Here is a 12,533-nt window from a genome sequence, read left to right as displayed (position 1 = left end):
CTCCTATTGGTCACTGGCTGATAATTTCTTCTCAAAGGTTTGGACAGCGAATGTTAACAGCAGGACAAGAACTAAGTAATAGACGGCTACAACAAGTAAATACGTCATATTATCAAAGCTGTTGGAGCCTTGCGTAGTGGCGATGTTAAATAGTTCATTCACACTAATAAAGGCGGCGAGTGATGAATCTTTTAAGCCAATAATGAACTGGTTGCCAAGAGGAGGAAGAGCGCGCCGCATCGCTTGCGGGAGAATGATCCGCCTCATGGTTAAAAACCGACCCATGCCAAGAGAGCGTCCAGCCTCTTTTTGCCCCTGATCGATGGATTGGATGGCGCCTCTAAATATTTCCGCTATATAGGCGCCATTATGAAAGGCGAGCGCAATGGATGCAGCCCAGAAGTCGGGTATATTCAATTCTGTGAGACCGAAATATAGGATGAAAATTTGAACAACAAGTGGTGTTCCGCGTACAAGAAAGATATAAGCATTGGCGATATAACCGAAAACGGCTATGCGGGATATTTTCAATAAAGCAAAGAAAAGCCCGATGAACATACCGATGAAGATGCTAATCACCGTGAGCTGTAAGGTGATCAGCATTCCTTCTAAGAAAATGCCTCTAGAATCAATGAGTGTCTGAAAAAAGTGTGCTAAGGTAGGCAAAACAATCATCTCCATTTGAAGAAAGTGCGCCTATAAAAAGGCGCACAATCGTGGTTTTAATCTTGTTTGACCGTGATGTCTTCATCAAAGTACTTTTCGCTAATTTGTTTTAATGTTCCGTCTTTTTTTAATGCATCAATCGCATCGTTGATCTCTTCTATGAGCTGTTCATTTTCTTTTGATACAGCAATTGCCTGCTCGCTTTGTCCGAGTCTTTCCTGCGCTTCGATTTTCAATTTTTTCTTCATCGCTTCTGCACCTGTGGCGAAATCTGTCACGACTGCATCGTGTTTTCCGTTGGCTAGTGCTTCTAAGGCGACGACATCACTATCATAATATTTTGGTTCTTTCCCGCTATGTTCCTTTGCAATATCAGCGTAGGACGATCCTTTTGATACAGCGATTTCTTTGTTTTTTAAGTCATCAGCATGTTGAATGTCTGCTCCAGGTCTTGTGAAAATTTGCGGACCAGAGTAGTAATAGGGCTTAGAAAAAAGGACGTGTTTTTTTCGTTCCTCATTGATGGTATGACTTGCAACTGCCGCATCAAATTTACCTGCTTTCACACCTTCGACGATGCCTGCGAATTTATATTTTTTCTGTATAGGTTCGAGGCCTAGTTTGTCACTAATCGCATTGCCTACGTCGATATCAAAGCCGGACATCTGATTTCCATCCATGTAACTAAACGGATGAAATTCACCTGATGCTGCAAAAATAAATTTTCCATCCTCCAAAATTGGCGACCCTTTCGCTGTAGAATTACGTTTATCTCCGTTCCCATTTGTTTCATTTGAACCACACGAAGACAGAAGTAATACTGCAACCGAGAAAAGGGCTGGGATCCAAAACCGTCTTTTTTTAATAATAAGCTTCTCCTCCTTTTCAGCCGTTCTCCCTGTAAGGAGAAAGTAGGCTTTTAAATATGAAGTGAATATTACCATCCCTTCCTCATATTCTCAATTTTATATGTGCTTTTCCAACACTCACCCTTTTTAAAATGTATGTCTTGCTTTTCCAAGAGAGAACTTGAATTCATCAGGGTAAAAAAGGGAAATGAATCTCATAATAACGGAAGGATTGGCAAAAAACATGACAGGGGGGTCGGTGTATGAATAAGTGGACAGACAATCGAAAAGTTTTTTTAACCGCTATTGCCTTTGGAACGATGTTGAATCCGCTGAATTCATCAATGATTGCTTTAGCCTTGCATCAAATTCAGCATGAATTCGGTTTGTCGTTTACGACTGTATCTTGGCTTATTTCTTCTTTTTATTTAGCCAGTGCAGTGACGCAGCCAGTGAGCGGCCGGATTGGGGATCATGTCATGAGCCGGAGAACCTTATTTTTATTCGGTCTGGTTCTTGTCGCAGTCTCAGCCATCTGCGCGCCGTTTGCCCCGACGTTTGCGGTGCTGATTGTGATCCGTCTGTTACAGGCGATTGGAAGCAGTGCCATTTATCCCTCTGGGGTCGGACTCATTCGGGATCATATTCAAGAAAGACAGGCTTCTGCGTTAGCGGTATTATCCATTTTTGCTTCAGCGATGACGGCACTTGGGCCGACGCTTGGCGGATTTTTGATGACCATTGGCGGCTGGCCGGCTATCTTTTTAGTGAATCTGCCGTTTATTTTGATTAGTTTCTTTCTCGGTCTATTGTTGTTTCCGAAGGAGCAGAAGAAGAGAAAGCTGCGCATAGGCGAAACCGTGCGAACACTCGATTTGCCAGGGATGCTTCTTTTTACTGTCTGCATTGTTCTCCTGCTTTCATTTTTATTATCACTCGGTGATGGCATTCAATATGTTCAAGGCATTCTTTGTCTCCTGAGTGCAGGCGCTTTTATTTGGTGGGAGTATCAGGTGGATGAACCGTTTATTCAAATACGGATGTTCAGAGATGAGCAGCGGCTGTCACTTGTGTATGTGCAATTTATCATCTTAAATATCTTTTTCTATTGTCTCTTTTTTGGTTTGCCGAGTTATTTTCAGGATGAGTTAGGCTGGCGTGTGGAAATGACGGGTCTTTTTATGCTGTGTATGTCAGGGGTGAGCATTATTGTGTCGCCTCTGACAGGAAAGTGGGTAGATCGCGGGGATGAACGCCATCCAGTTTTAGCGAGTGCAGTATTGATGCTGGCTGGAGCGTCTGCAATGACTTTCTTTTTTATTCCTGCGCCATTATGGGGGAAAGGATTGGTTCTAGCGCTGCTTGGGCTCAGTTATGGAATTGGGAATGTTGCGCTTCAAGCTGCGATGCTCAAAGCAAGTCCTCAGCAAATGATTGGCACGTCCTCTGGACTTTTTCAAACATGCCGCTACCTTGGTTCCATTCTGTCATCTGCTGTGCTTGGCATGCTCTTTGGGGATGAAATTGCTGGTTCTCATTTTGCGCAATTAGGCTGGACGTTGATCATCATTTCTCTTATTGCCATTGGTGTCAGTCTTTATTTTTCAAGTATGGTTAGAGGGAGACAGCCAATAAAAAAAGCGGCACGATAAGCGAGAGAAGAATCTTCATCACGTTATCGCAAAACCGCTTAAGAGTTGGACAGGTCTGAGCCCTGATCCTTTGTCTTCCTTCTGAAAATTTTCCCCACAATTGTCTCGTAAAATGTCACGATACGATCAATAGGAGAGTCAAAGAACTTCCATAATTTATTCATGATAAAGACAACCACAATCGATACGACTAAGCTGCCTAAAACATCAAATGGATAATGGTGGCCAACCCAGATGCGGGAGAATCCTGTGAGTAATCCAAAGACGAGCAAGATGTTGCCGAGCTTTTTATTACGGGATCGAATGGCTAATGAAAGAGCCAGTGCACCTGTTGTATGGTCACTTGGGAAGGAAGCGTCTGCTGAGTGCGGGATGAGTGTGTCGACTTTATGCGCCACAAACGGCCGCTCTTCATAATGAAACAATGTAATGGCAAAGTTGACGATAAGTGCTGCAATGCCTGTTACACCGGAAAAGAAGACATGCTTCTTAAATTTGTGATTCCCTAAAAACCAGCAAATCAATAAGACAAGGGCATACACAAGAATGGCCTTTTTCGTAATGAATATCATGGCCTGATCTAAAAACTCAGAATGGTGAGCCATCCCGTGTATGACTTTAAACAATTCGTAATTCAAAACATCACCTATACTTTCGCTTAATGCCAACTATTTTTCAAAAAAGCCTGTATGCTCTATTTGAAATATCCTATATTTTAGCATGTTTCCGGTGAAGTTTAAAATAGTATCCTTTTATTCTGAAAGGGAGACCTTTTGTGCTTTTGCTTCCTGGGGTTTTCGTTCGCTCCAATAAAAAACGCCCATACTCAGTAAGACCACAATACCCGCAATGAGGTACACATTTGAAAAGTCTGTGAAGCTGACAAGGAGCCCAAAGACAAATGAGCCAGCAGCAATACCCGTATCATACAGGGTGAAGAAAGTGGCCGTCGCATATCCTGTACGGTGAGCTGGTGAGTGCTGAATCGCAAGTGTTTGTAAACATGGCACGAGCGATCCGTAGCCAAGTCCAATCACAGCGCCTGATAGAAGAAGCATTGTGGCTGAATGTGTCGCTGTCAGCATCCATAAACCAATAGCAAAAAGGGCAATCGAAGGATAGATCACAATGTGAGCTCCAACCCGGTCAAAAAGTCTGCCTGTAAATGGTCGAGATCCAAGCATTGCGGCTGCAAACACAATAAAGAAATAACTGCTTGCACCCATCAAATGGAGTGAATTGGCATAAACTGAAATAAATGAAATAATCGGCGAATAACAGAAGGAAATAATGATGCCGACGGCCGCTGTTTTTAATGCGCCTTTTTCAAACAGGTGAGAAAACGTGAATCGGAAGACAATGCTCCCACCGTTTTCCGGCTCTGGCTGTCTAATCAGCATTGTAAAAGCGGCTCCGATCGTTACGATAATGGAAAAGAGAAGAAATAAGGAATGAAATCCTATTTTCCCTACTTGATTCAGTGCTATAAATGGACCGATGACAACAGCGAGGTTCATGGACATCACAAAGTATCCGAGTCCTTCCCCGCGTTTATGTTTCGGGATCATATCAGCCGCAATGGCACTAGCTACTGTCGTCAAAATACTAAAAAAGATCCCTTGTACGAAACGCAGTATAAGAAGCGTTTGGAATTGATCAATCGGGATGTATAAATAAGTGAGTAAGGCAAAGGCCGTAGAAGAGAAAATCGCCATCTGTTTTTTTCCGAATTTCTCAATAATGGCGCCCGAGAAAGGTCTTGTCACAATGGCAGACAATAAGAAGACCGTCACAAGCAGGCCGCCCTGTGATTCTGTTCCATTTAGTTCATCCATTGTGTAAATGGGCAGTAATGTCAAAAGGGCATAAAAAGAGGTGAACGTAAATAAATTCACCAGGACAATCATAATAAAGTCTTTTGTCCAAATACGTTCGTTCATGATGTATGTCACTTCCTATTCAGTAGATAATTTGTGTAAAAGTGTATGGAGGAGTTGTTTTTCTTCGTAGGTAAAATCTGAAAGACATTCTTCTTCAAATTGTTCCATCGTGCGTTTGATTTCTTCAAATCGGGCTTTTGCATCATCTGTCATCACGATCAGATTCTCACGTTTGTCTTTTCCTTGTACACGTTTCACCCAGCCGTTTGCTTCTAAACGGGTGACGGTTCTGGTGATCGTCGGTGCTTCGACGTTCAAATATGTCCAGATATCTTTTTGGGTTTTCGGGCCGAATGTATCCAAACAAAAAAGCACAGTCCACTGGGACATGTACAAGTCATAAGCAGCAAGCGCTTCGTTCGCCTTTTTAGACAGCAGTCGTGCGCCTTGATGTATTTGATGTAAACACTCTCTATTTAACGTATCCATATGCTCACCTTTTTTAAATATTTAGCTAGGTAAATAAATTCACCTTTTCTATTTTACGTGCTGAATCCTTTCTTGTAAAGTGAAAATTTTCGCGCCCCGAAATGATTTTTTGTTTTGCCTTTTCTGATAAATCCCTTGTCCCATCTTCATTTTTAGCATATTCCCTATTCAATGCTAATACACTGTTACAAACCTGACAAAGAGAGTGTTTGAGGTGAGGGATCGTGTTTGGCATTTACTACCTAATGGATGAGAAATTACGACGAACAAGCGCCGCTGAAAATGGATAATCTTCATACGGATCTCATTTCACACTTCTCACATCCATTTTAGGGAGGTCGAGTGGTGTGCACGATTACATCAAAGAGCGAACAATCAAGATAGGAAAGTATATCGTGGAGACAAAGAAAACCGTTCGTGTTATTGCGAAAGAATTTGGAGTCTCTAAAAGTACTGTACACAAGGATCTAACAGAAAGACTGCCAGAAATTAATCCAGATCTGGCTAATGAAGTGAAGGAGATACTGGATTATCATAAATCAATCCGCCACTTGCGAGGAGGAGAAGCCACCAAGTTAAAGTATAAAAAAGAAGAAATTTTAGAAGGCGAGCCTGTGAAACAGTAAGCTTAGTTCTTTGTTCATAAACATGATATATATATCTTCCTCATATCGGTAGTTTCTAACCACAAATTTTGTAAAGACTTTTGTAAAGAAATATCTTTTTTTCTGCAAATTATGATAGAATATATAATTAGGGCAGAATGTGGTATTTGCTATGGAAACAGATTTTCAAGGAGGATATATATAGATGTTTGCTAGGGATATTGGAATTGATCTTGGTACTGCCAATGTACTGATTCATGTCAAAGGAAAAGGAATTGTGTTAAATGAACCATCTGTGGTAGCTCTTGACAAAAACAGCGGGAAAGTTTTGGCTGTTGGAGAAGAGGCTAGACGTATGGTTGGACGTACGCCTGGGAATATTGTTGCGATTCGTCCATTAAAAGATGGCGTAATTGCTGATTTTGAAGTAACTGAAGCGATGCTCAAGCATTTTATTAACAAATTAAATGTGAAAGGGCTATTCTCTAAGCCGCGTATGCTCATCTGCTGCCCGACAAATATTACATCTGTTGAGCAGAAGGCGATCAAAGAAGCTGCTGAAAAAAGCGGTGGTAAGCATGTATTTCTTGAAGAAGAGCCAAAAGTAGCAGCCATTGGTGCTGGTATGGATATTTTTCAGCCAAGTGGAAACATGGTCGTAGATATTGGAGGCGGAACGACAGATATCGCTGTCATCTCAATGGGTGACATTGTAACCGCCTCTTCTATTAAAATGGCTGGAGACAAATTTGATCTGGAAATTCTAAACTACATTAAAAAAGAGTACAAGCTGTTGATCGGTGAGCGCACGGCTGAGGATATTAAGATCCAAGTTGCAACGGTATTCCCAGACGCACGTCACGAAGAGATTTCAATTCGTGGACGAGACATGGTGACAGGATTACCAAGAACGATTACCGTCACAAGCAAAGAGGTAGAAGAAGCATTGCGTGAATCTGTATCTGCGATTGTTCAGGCTGCGAAACAAGTTCTTGAGAGAACACCGCCTGAATTATCAGCTGATATTATCGATCGCGGCGTCATCATTACAGGTGGCGGAGCTCTTCTAAATGGGCTTGATCAATTGCTTGCAGAAGAGCTGAAAGTACCGGTTTTCGTTGCTGAAAATCCAATGGACTGTGTAGCGGTTGGTACTGGCGTAATGCTTGATAATATGGACAAGCTGCCAAAGCGTAAACTCAGCTAATGATTTCCCTCATTCTTTTTAGAAAGAATGGGGGATTTTTATTAAAGAACCCTGCTAATTAGCCGATATATTTCATAGAAGATTGTGTTTAGGTCATGTGAAAGAATTTGAATGAGGTGAGCACGTGTTAAAAGGACTATACACCGCAACATCTGCCATGATCGCTCAAGAGCGGCGGACAGAAATGCTTTCAAATAATATCGCAAATGCGAATACGCCAGGTTATAAAGCAGATGAAGGGGCAATGCGTGCATTTCCAGAAATGCTGCTGAGCCGAATGGAATCAGGACGTTTCCAAACATCCTCAGGCAAAGGCTTTAGTGTTCCACTGCAATCGCCGATTGGTGGAATCAATACTGGGACATATATGCAGGAATTAATCCCTCAATTTACACAGGGAACTTTAAAAACAACAGATCAAACAACAGATGTAGCACTAGTTGAAAATAATGTGCCGATCAATCCTGAGACCAATCAGAAATCAGCGCTATTTTATGCGGTCAACACACCAGAAGGCGTTCGTTATACGAAAAGCAGCTCCATTACATTGAACGCACAAAATCAGTTGACCATTAATGGCCGTGCTCTTCTTTCCGTGACGGGTCAGCCGATTACGGTTCAGAGTGAGAATTTCAAAGTGAATGCAGATGGTACTGTCACTGAAAATGGCCAAAATCTTGGTCAAATTGATGTACGAGTTGCGATGGATACAAGAAACCTAGCGCGTGAAGGAAATGATTTATATCGTACAGCTGATAATCAACCCCTCCCAAGTGCAGTCAATAACGGTCAAATGTCCTATACGTTAAGCCAAGGGGTATCGGAGCTGTCGAACGTCGATGTGACAAAATCATATACAGATATGACAACAGCCTACCGAGCATTTGAAACAAACCAAAAAGTGGTTCAGGCATATGATAAAAGCTTAGAAAAAGCAGTGAATGAAATTGGAAGAGTGTACTAATCAAGAAATAAAAAGAAAGGAGGATACTTATGCTTAGAACGATGATAAACGCAGCTGTCTCGATGAATGAAGTGCAAAAGCAGCTTGACATCATCAGCAACAACATCGCGAACAGTGAGACAACAGGGTACCGCGCGAAAAACACCCGTTTCTCAGAGCTGATCAGACAGCAGTTTAATCAGGTAGATGAAAAAAATGAGCAGGTGGCAAACAGTCGTCTGACACCTGCTGGGTTAAGGCTTGGAACGGGGACAATGGTCAATGCGTCCATTAACTCGCTGCAAGGCTCGATTAAAGAAACTGGACGTGATCTTGATGTTGCATTCGGAGCGCCGTCGCAGTATTTGCAGGTCAACGCCGGCGGTAATATCCGTTATACAAGAGATGGTTCACTTTACTTACAGCCGGGCAATAACCGTAACCAAGTGCAGCTTGTCACGAGTGAAGGCTATCCGATACTTGATGAAAACGGAAATGCGATCGTCTTAAATGCGAATTTCCGTGATATTTCAATCGATAAAAATGGACGGCTTACAGCGATTTCAAGAGATAATCAACCGAATCAGCAAGTGAATTTAGGCGTTGTACAAGTCAATAATTCATCAGCACTTGTCTCTGAAGGAGATAATTTGTTCTCAGTCGACGGAACCTATCAAGGCGCACTAACAGCACTAAATGGAGCAAACCGAGAGGCGATTCAGCTTCAGCAAGGTGCGCTGGAAACGTCAAATGTGGACATGTCGAAAGAATTAACAGACCTCATGACAACGCAGCGTTCCTATCAGTTGAACTCAAGATCTATTACGATGGGCGATCAGATGCTGGGATTAATTAATACAATTCGATAATCAGCAGGCTCGTATCAGCCTCTCATGATAAAAAAGGCGGCTCGCTCAAAGTCGCCCTTTTTTTTATAAAAATCTGAGACATCAGCAAGCAGATCCTCAAGATCAATCCAGGCTTCTTTTCGTTCAAGACATGTGACGAGCGTGGCGATCTGCTCATCTGCCTTTGGCGTTTGGCTGTAGAGAAGAGATAAGATTTGAAACTTCATTCTTAATATATCAAACTGCGAAGCAACGGCTTCTTTCAGCCCTTTTTGAATATACTTCATCCCTTCATCGGTTAAATTTTCTTTAAAGCAGGAACGCACAGTTTCGTATAGGCACGATACATAGGAGTGTGCTGACTTTCGGTATGCTGGGAGACGAAGCGCTTTTTTAAAGTAGTCCAGTGCTTCCTTGTGACGGTTTTGTCTCGAATGAATAAAGCCAGCGTCATAATAAACGATACCGAGCAGCTCTTGATCATCAATCTTTTTCACGTAATCAATAATCTCAATGAAAATAGCTTCTGCTTCCTCATATTTTTTTTGGTCGCTATAGTTAAGAGCGAGTACAATTTTACACCGATAGATGCTGTGGATGTCTTCGTGCTTTGCAAAAATATCCATGGCTTTTTGAACATGACGAATCGATAACAACGAGTAACGGTTGTTATAATAAACACCGCTTGTACGGAAATGGAACTCTGCTTCCTCCAGCTCATCGTTAAGCAATGGCAGTCGTTCCTCTGCCTTTTCGAGATAATGAATCGCATCATTTTGATCACTTTTTAAAGATTCATATAACCCGAGAAAGAAGTAAAAATAATATTGTAGTTCTTCGTTCATTTCATCTTTGTGTGGCAGCAGTTCGTGTTTGAGTTTTTCTAAGTCCTCTGTTTGATTCATCCAGAGCTGATGACGAAAAAGCATCAGCTGATAATGGAAATAGAGCTCCTGTTTTTTTGATAATTTACGTTTATATTTTAGTAGTGTTTTTTTGATTTCTTCAGCCTTCGAAAAATGTCGATGCTTCAGCATTGTATACCAGGAATGGAGAAGTTTTTTTATGGATTTATCGCTCATAAAATTCATTTTTACCCTCTTATTTAATCAATGATGTAATATATATTACCATATTTGTGAAAAAACAATGAGTGTAGTGTGGATTATATTTGATGACAATTGGTAATGATAGATTCTATTTTTTACCATATATGCAAGGCGAATATTGAAAAATGCCAGCATTCATAATATACTTCTATAGGAATCAAATGAAGATTAGCGATATAGAAAAGAAGGAGAGATCAAGATATGCTTGATGCTCAGCAAATTCAAGACATTATTCCACACCGTTATCCATTCTTATTGGTCGACCGTATTTTAGAGGTTGAGGGAGAAAAAAGAGCGGTTGGGATTAAAAATGTCACAGTAAATGAAGAATTTTTTAATGGCCATTTCCCAGGTTACCCAGTCATGCCAGGTGTGCTTATTGTAGAAGCACTCGCACAGGTTTTTGGTGTGATTATGTTAGGCAAGGAAGAAAACAAAGGGAAAATTGGTTTGTTTGCAGGGATTGACGGCTGCCGCTTTAAAAGACAGGTCAAGCCTGGAGACCAGCTTCGTTTAGAGGTTGAAGTGACGCGCCTCCGCGGACCGGTTGCAAAAGGAAAAGCAGTAGCGACAGTAGATGGCGAAGTTGCATGTGAAGCAGAACTGACATTTTCTATCGGTCCTAAAGTATCATGATTTTCCTGGCGGTTCATCAAGCATGAATCGCTTTTTTATTTAGAAACGTTCAGTTAGAACGGATAAGGACTTGCAATTTTGACAAAAAAACGTCATATTAGACAAAAAAAGATGAAGGTGATAAAGGATGCTGAAAGAATTTAGAGAGTTTGCCGTCAAGGGCAATGTCATTGACTTGGCTGTAGGTGTCATCATTGGGGGAGCATTTGGCAAAATTGTCACTTCTCTTGTGAATGATTTAATCATGCCGCTTGTTGGTATTATTATTGGAGGGCATGACTTTAGCGGTTTATCCATTAAAATCGGAGCTGCTCAAATTTTATATGGAAACTTTATTCAAACAGTGGTTGATTTCTTAATTATCTCGTTTTCCATTTTTATCTTTATTCGTTATTTGAATAAGTTAAAACGGAAAAAGGTCGAGGAAGAAGAGGTTGTGGAAACGCCGGATCAAACGGAAGTTTTGCTAACTGAAATTAGAGATCTATTGAAAAATCAAAGCCAGTCTAAAGATGTGCAATAAAAAAGAGCGGCTGATCCCGCTCTCAGCGTGTAGACAAACCCTTGCATTCGGTGTCAGGTCTGCGCTCTGGTACTCACGAATGTTAAATTCGCTCCGTTCCAGTGCTCGCCCTTCCTAGACTTCAAAGGTTTTCAAACACGCTGAAAAGAAGACAAAGGGCTAAAATCAAGTTCATTTTAGCCCTTTGTCAACAATCTAAGAGCGGCTGACCCCGCTCTTTTTTATGTGTTTTGTTTAAAAGCATCCAGTAGTTTTTCTCCTGAAAGCCCCTCTTTGACGAGGTCTTTTAATACTTCTTCAGTTTCTGTTCTGTAACGATTTGTAATCATTTTACCATCGAGTAATACAGAAATGTTTTCTTCTAAGGCAACGATGTTTTTGACTTGGACAGATAGGTGAACAGGGCGGTTGTTTTCTTTAGTGATCGTTACAAGAATCTTCACTTCTGTGTGCTGCTGAAAGAGTACCTCAAACACCTGTCTATGTTTCTTTGGAATGAGTGCCTCGATCATCCAGTGATTTTCACCGTCTTCTTTATTAATGATTAAACCGTCACGAAGGGGAATGCTGGACATTTTATCTTGCTGTGGATCAAGTTCAATTTTTAAATCAATCAGCCTAAAGGTTTTCATATTTATCACCTCACAAGCGTTCATTATTCGTAAGTATTATTATAGCATACAACATCTGTATAAATGAAACCGCTGCCTGCTTAGAACTAGCTGCACATGAGTGAAAGGAGATGTTTTATGGAGTCCTATCAATTGAGAAATATTCATATTGGCGAGGAGAAGGCAAAGAGTGATATACGTGTTTATTCGTGGGGAGACATTCTTTCATTTTGTGATGTCTATATGGAAGAAGGAGAGTCACTCACGTTTCAATATGTCACTGAGGACCAAATGGACTGCTTTGAGTTTCAGCTGTCGGTTCATGATGGCCGGCTTTGTTTTTATTGGTTTGCGTGGGACGGATCTGATTATATTCACATGCCTTCTAGTAATTGGATTCATTCAGATATTTTTTATCAATTTATAAAAAATAAGTATTTCATCAAACAAAACAAGATGATGTTTTATACGCAAGCGGTAAAAAACAGAAATTAATGAGGATATAGAGAATTTGAA

The 12,533-nt window shown here is 41.1% G+C and carries 15 protein-coding genes; 8 read left to right on the top strand and 7 right to left on the bottom strand.

What is annotated here, in order from left to right; translation table 11 throughout:
• Window positions 1–3 precede the first annotated feature (3 nt).
• Together AC3WTB_RS08045 and AC3WTB_RS08040 are read right to left on the bottom strand one after the other, a co-directional pair.
• Window positions 4–681, bottom strand: coding sequence for an amino acid ABC transporter permease (locus AC3WTB_RS08045; RefSeq protein ID WP_080772283.1), 678 nt, complete (start codon window positions 679–681; stop codon window positions 4–6).
• A gap of 41 nt (window positions 682–722) precedes the next feature.
• A complete protein-coding gene (locus AC3WTB_RS08040) occupies window positions 723–1,610 on the bottom strand; it encodes a transporter substrate-binding domain-containing protein (protein ID WP_268473621.1) in 888 nt (295 codons plus the stop codon).
• 167 nt (window positions 1,611–1,777) lie between these two features.
• On the opposite strand from AC3WTB_RS08040, the gene AC3WTB_RS08035 reads away from it, so the two are divergent.
• On the top strand, window positions 1,778–3,166 hold the full coding sequence (locus AC3WTB_RS08035; RefSeq protein WP_492333569.1) for an MFS transporter: 1,389 nt from the start codon (window positions 1,778–1,780) through the stop codon (window positions 3,164–3,166).
• A gap of 38 nt (window positions 3,167–3,204) precedes the next feature.
• On the opposite strand, the gene AC3WTB_RS08030 is transcribed toward AC3WTB_RS08035, so the two are convergent.
• The 3 genes from AC3WTB_RS08030 to AC3WTB_RS08020 form a co-directional block, all read right to left on the bottom strand.
• Window positions 3,205–3,804 (bottom strand): undecaprenyl-diphosphatase, encoded by a 600-nt coding sequence (locus tag AC3WTB_RS08030; protein WP_024423699.1) that lies wholly within the window; start codon window positions 3,802–3,804, stop codon window positions 3,205–3,207.
• Window positions 3,805–3,918: 114 nt separating this feature from the next.
• On the bottom strand, window positions 3,919–5,106 hold the full coding sequence (locus tag AC3WTB_RS08025; protein WP_073978883.1) for an MFS transporter: 1,188 nt from the start codon (window positions 5,104–5,106) through the stop codon (window positions 3,919–3,921).
• 15 nt (window positions 5,107–5,121) lie between these two features.
• The gene (locus tag AC3WTB_RS08020; protein WP_024423697.1) at window positions 5,122–5,535 is read right to left on the bottom strand and encodes a MarR family winged helix-turn-helix transcriptional regulator; all 414 of its coding nucleotides are present in this window, start codon (window positions 5,533–5,535) and stop codon (window positions 5,122–5,124) included.
• A 347-nt stretch (window positions 5,536–5,882) separates the two neighbouring features.
• On the opposite strand from AC3WTB_RS08020, the gene spoIIID reads away from it, so the two are divergent.
• The 4 genes from spoIIID to AC3WTB_RS08000 all read left to right on the top strand — a co-directional run bounded on the left by spoIIID (window position 5,883) and on the right by AC3WTB_RS08000 (window position 9,159).
• Window positions 5,883–6,161, top strand: coding sequence for a sporulation transcriptional regulator SpoIIID (gene spoIIID, locus AC3WTB_RS08015; RefSeq protein ID WP_008343327.1), 279 nt, complete (start codon window positions 5,883–5,885; stop codon window positions 6,159–6,161).
• Between the two features lie 184 nt (window positions 6,162–6,345).
• Window positions 6,346–7,347, top strand: coding sequence for a cell shape-determining protein Mbl (gene mbl / locus AC3WTB_RS08010; protein WP_007497573.1), 1,002 nt, complete (start codon window positions 6,346–6,348; stop codon window positions 7,345–7,347).
• Window positions 7,348–7,471: 124 nt separating this feature from the next.
• Window positions 7,472–8,311: a flagellar hook-basal body protein gene (locus AC3WTB_RS08005; RefSeq protein WP_039182029.1), complete on the top strand. Its 840-nt coding sequence runs from the start codon at window positions 7,472–7,474 to the stop codon at window positions 8,309–8,311.
• Between the two features lie 29 nt (window positions 8,312–8,340).
• Window positions 8,341–9,159, top strand: a complete 819-nt coding sequence (locus AC3WTB_RS08000) for a flagellar hook-basal body protein (protein ID WP_047202527.1) — start codon at window positions 8,341–8,343, stop codon at window positions 9,157–9,159.
• A 14-nt stretch (window positions 9,160–9,173) separates the two neighbouring features.
• On the opposite strand, the gene AC3WTB_RS07995 is transcribed toward AC3WTB_RS08000, so the two are convergent.
• Window positions 9,174–10,229 carry a tetratricopeptide repeat protein gene (locus tag AC3WTB_RS07995; protein ID WP_268473627.1) on the bottom strand — a complete coding sequence of 352 codons (1,056 nt, stop codon included), beginning with the start codon at window positions 10,227–10,229 and terminating at the stop codon, window positions 9,174–9,176.
• 219 nt (window positions 10,230–10,448) lie between these two features.
• On the opposite strand from AC3WTB_RS07995, the gene fabZ reads away from it, so the two are divergent.
• Together fabZ and mscL are read left to right on the top strand one after the other, a co-directional pair.
• Window positions 10,449–10,883: a 3-hydroxyacyl-ACP dehydratase FabZ gene (gene fabZ / locus AC3WTB_RS07990; protein WP_012011512.1), complete on the top strand. Its 435-nt coding sequence runs from the start codon at window positions 10,449–10,451 to the stop codon at window positions 10,881–10,883.
• A 127-nt stretch (window positions 10,884–11,010) separates the two neighbouring features.
• Window positions 11,011–11,406: a large conductance mechanosensitive channel protein MscL gene (mscL, locus tag AC3WTB_RS07985; protein WP_024423693.1), complete on the top strand. Its 396-nt coding sequence runs from the start codon at window positions 11,011–11,013 to the stop codon at window positions 11,404–11,406.
• 221 nt (window positions 11,407–11,627) lie between these two features.
• Here the strand turns inward: mscL and AC3WTB_RS07980 are convergent, their stop codons facing one another.
• On the bottom strand, window positions 11,628–12,038 hold the full coding sequence (locus AC3WTB_RS07980) for a YwpF-like family protein (protein ID WP_024423692.1): 411 nt from the start codon (window positions 12,036–12,038) through the stop codon (window positions 11,628–11,630).
• Window positions 12,039–12,155: 117 nt separating this feature from the next.
• On the opposite strand from AC3WTB_RS07980, the gene AC3WTB_RS07975 reads away from it, so the two are divergent.
• Window positions 12,156–12,512, top strand: a complete 357-nt coding sequence (locus AC3WTB_RS07975) for a hypothetical protein (RefSeq protein WP_492333568.1) — start codon at window positions 12,156–12,158, stop codon at window positions 12,510–12,512.
• The last annotated feature ends 21 nt before the right edge of the window (window positions 12,513–12,533 follow it).

The organism is Bacillus sp. EB106-04-04-XG123 (genome assembly GCF_058791855.1).
The sequence above is the reverse complement of the archived record's forward strand: the minus strand, read 5'-3'. Positions and strand labels throughout refer to the sequence as shown.